The organism is Arhodomonas sp. KWT (assembly GCF_010993615.1).
Genome location: NZ_WNXE01000010.1, coordinates 8,139 through 10,850, shown reverse-complemented (window position 1 = coordinate 10,850; position 2,712 = coordinate 8,139). Strand labels below are relative to the sequence as shown.

Here is a 2,712-nt window from a genome sequence, read left to right as displayed (position 1 = left end):
TGATGCCCCGGAGGACGACGACGATGAGTGAGCCCGAGCTGCGTCACATCCTCGAGGCCGCGCTGCTCGCCGCCAACGAGCCGCTGTCCGTGGAGCGTCTGCGGGGGCTGTTCGCCGACCATGAGATGCCCGCACCGGCGACGGTGCGAGAGGCCCTGACGGCGCTGGCGGCGGACTACGAGGGCCGGGGCATCGAGCTCTCGGAGGTCGCGAGCGGCTACCGGATCCAGGTGCGCGAGGACCTGGCGCCCTGGGTGTCGCGGCTGTGGGAGGAGCGCCCCGGGCGCTATTCCCGGGCGCTGCTGGAGACCCTCGCCATCATCGCCTACCGCCAGCCGATCTCGCGCGGCGAGATCGAGGAGATCCGCGGCGTGAGCGTGGCGAGCTCGATCATGCGCACCCTCCAGGACCGGGGCTGGGTGCGCGTCGTCGGGCACCGCGAGATGCCGGGGCGGCCGGCGGTGTTCGGCACGACCCGGGCTTTTCTGGATTACTTCAACCTCAAGGGGCTGGACGAGTTGCCGACGCTGATGGAGCTGCGCGACCCGGACGCCGAGCACCCGGAGCTGGACCTGCGGCTGCCGGAGGCCGGGGACGACGGGGAGACGACATGACCGACACCGCCGGGACCGAGAAACTGCAGAAGGTGCTCGCCCGCGCGGGCATGGGTTCGCGCCGGCAGATGGAGGCGCTGATCCGCGACGGCCGGGTCCGCGTGGACGGCCGTGCCGCGACCCTGGGCGACCGGGTCAGCCCGCACGCCCGGATCACGGTGGACGGCCGGCCGCTGGGCCGCACCGCGGTGGAGCCGCCGCCGCGGCAGGTGCTGATCTACCACAAGCCCGCCGGCGAGGTGACCACCCGCTCCGACCCCGAGGGCCGGCCGACGGTGTTCAATCGGTTGCCGCAGCTGCGCCGGGGGCGGTGGGTGGTGGTGGGGCGCCTCGACGTGAACACCTCGGGGCTGCTGCTGTTCACCACCGACGGCGAGCTCGCCAACCGCCTGATGCATCCGCGCTATCGCCTGCCCCGGGACTACGCGGTCCGCGTGTTCGGCGGGGTGGGCGACGATGTCATCGCCCGGCTCACCGAGGGGGTGACCCTGGAGGACGGCCCGGCGCGATTCGAGTCCGTGGAGCCGCTGTCGCCGGAGGAGGCGGCCAACGAGTGGTTCCGGGTGCGCCTGCGCGAGGGGCGTCGCCGCGAGGTGCGCCGGCTCTGGGAGTCCCAGGGGCTGCAGGTCAGCCGCCTGATCCGCGTGCAGTTCGGACCGGTGGAGCTGCCGCCGCGGCTGCGCCAGGGACAGCACGCGACGCTCAAGCCCGGCGAGGTGCGCCAGCTCTACGAGCTCGTCGGCCTGCCCGTGGCCGACACCGCGGAGCGGCGCCGGCCCCGTACCGGGCGTGGCGGCGGAGGGCGCCGCCAGGGACGGCGCTGACGTGCTCGCCGGGCTTTTCGAGCGGCTGGAGGCCACGTACGGCGATCTCGGCTGGTGGCCCGCACGCGATGCCTTCGAGGTGGCGGTGGGCGCGGTGCTCACCCAGAACACCGCCTGGCGTAACGTCGAACGGGCCATGGCCGGGCTGACCGAGGCCGGGCTTCTGGACCCGGCCGCCATGGGCGATGCCCCCCACGAGACCCTGGCGGAGGCGATACGCCCGGCCGGCTACTTCAACGTGAAGACGCGGCGGCTTCAGGCCCTGTGCGCCGCCTGGCGGGCCGCCGGCGGCGCCGAGGGGCTGGCGGCGAGGGAGACGCCGTCACTGCGGGCGTATCTGCTGGACATCCACGGCGTCGGCCGGGAGACGGCGGACGACATCGTCCTCTATGCCTTTTACCGTCCGGTCTTCGTGGTGGACGCCTACACCTATCGCATCCTCGGGCGCTACGGCTGGCTCGATGACGAGCCGCCCTACGAGGGGCTGCGTGAGCGCCTGGAAACGACCCTGGCGGGCACGCCGCAGGCGTATCAGCACTACCATGCCTATCTGGTCGAGCTGGGCAAGGAGCACTGCCGGCCGCGGCCGCGCTGCGCGGAGTGCCCGGTGACGGACCTGTGCGGGAAGCGCGGTGTGGCGGCCGGGCAGGGGTGAGGCGCCGGTGTCAGCCCGGGGTGCCGGCGGTCCGCGGGGCCTCGCTGGTGCCGTTGTGGCGGACGCGGGCGACGCGGCCCTCCAGCGATGCCGGCATCGGCGGGGCCTCACCGACGAACACGACCAGCCGCTGGGTGTCGCCGGCGCCGTCCGCAATGGCGGTGAGGTCGTCGGCGACGGACTGGCGCCGGAGCGCCTCGTCGAAGCCCTCCAGGACGTAGATCCCGAAGTGGCGGCTCGCCCGGATGTAGGAGAGGACTTCCGAGGGGGTGCGGGTGCGGGGGATGAGGATATGCTCGATCCCCAGCCGGTAGAGTCCGGCGCCGGCGCGCCAGTGGTAGACCGCGCGGCCCGTGGTCAGCGTCAGGCGCTTGAACAGCGCCACGAGCCGGTCTCCGTCCGTGGTGTGGATGCTGGCCAGGCGGTAGCCGGACCCAATAATCCTCTCGACAGCGCGTGCTGCGTCCATGTCGTCGCGTCCATTGCCGTGGGTTGGGATTGTTCCGGGCGGGCTCACGTGGGTACGCCGAACCCCGCCCCCAATGTAATCCCGGCCACCATAGGCCCGATCGCCGTCCCCCGACTGTGAAGGGTGTCAATATTTTTCAAGCCAACGCGG

4 protein-coding genes are annotated in these 2,712 nt (G+C 72.7%); 3 read left to right on the top strand and 1 reads right to left on the bottom strand.

Going from position 1 to position 2,712, the window contains the following annotated elements:
- Window positions 1-23: 23 nt before the first annotated feature.
- Genes scpB through G7A99_RS03730 form a run of 3 tightly spaced genes read left to right on the top strand, consistent with a single transcriptional unit; the run spans window position 24 to window position 2,093 of the window.
- Window positions 24-614 carry an SMC-Scp complex subunit ScpB gene (gene scpB / locus G7A99_RS03740; protein ID WP_163138919.1) on the top strand — a complete coding sequence of 197 codons (591 nt, stop codon included), beginning with the start codon at window positions 24-26 and terminating at the stop codon, window positions 612-614.
- Entirely contained in the window at window positions 611-1,438 is an 828-nt protein-coding gene (rluB, locus tag G7A99_RS03735) for a 23S rRNA pseudouridine(2605) synthase RluB (RefSeq protein ID WP_163138918.1), read from the top strand. The genes scpB and rluB overlap by 4 nt, the downstream gene beginning before the upstream one ends.
- A gap of 1 nt (window position 1,439) precedes the next feature.
- The gene (locus G7A99_RS03730; RefSeq protein WP_026321138.1) at window positions 1,440-2,093 is read left to right on the top strand and encodes an endonuclease III domain-containing protein; all 654 of its coding nucleotides are present in this window, start codon (window positions 1,440-1,442) and stop codon (window positions 2,091-2,093) included.
- A 10-nt stretch (window positions 2,094-2,103) separates the two neighbouring features.
- On the opposite strand, the gene G7A99_RS03725 is transcribed toward G7A99_RS03730, so the two are convergent.
- Complete coding sequence (locus tag G7A99_RS03725; RefSeq protein ID WP_018718605.1) at window positions 2,104-2,562, bottom strand: hypothetical protein; 459 nt, start codon at window positions 2,560-2,562, stop codon at window positions 2,104-2,106.
- Between the last annotated feature and the right edge of the window lie 150 nt (window positions 2,563-2,712).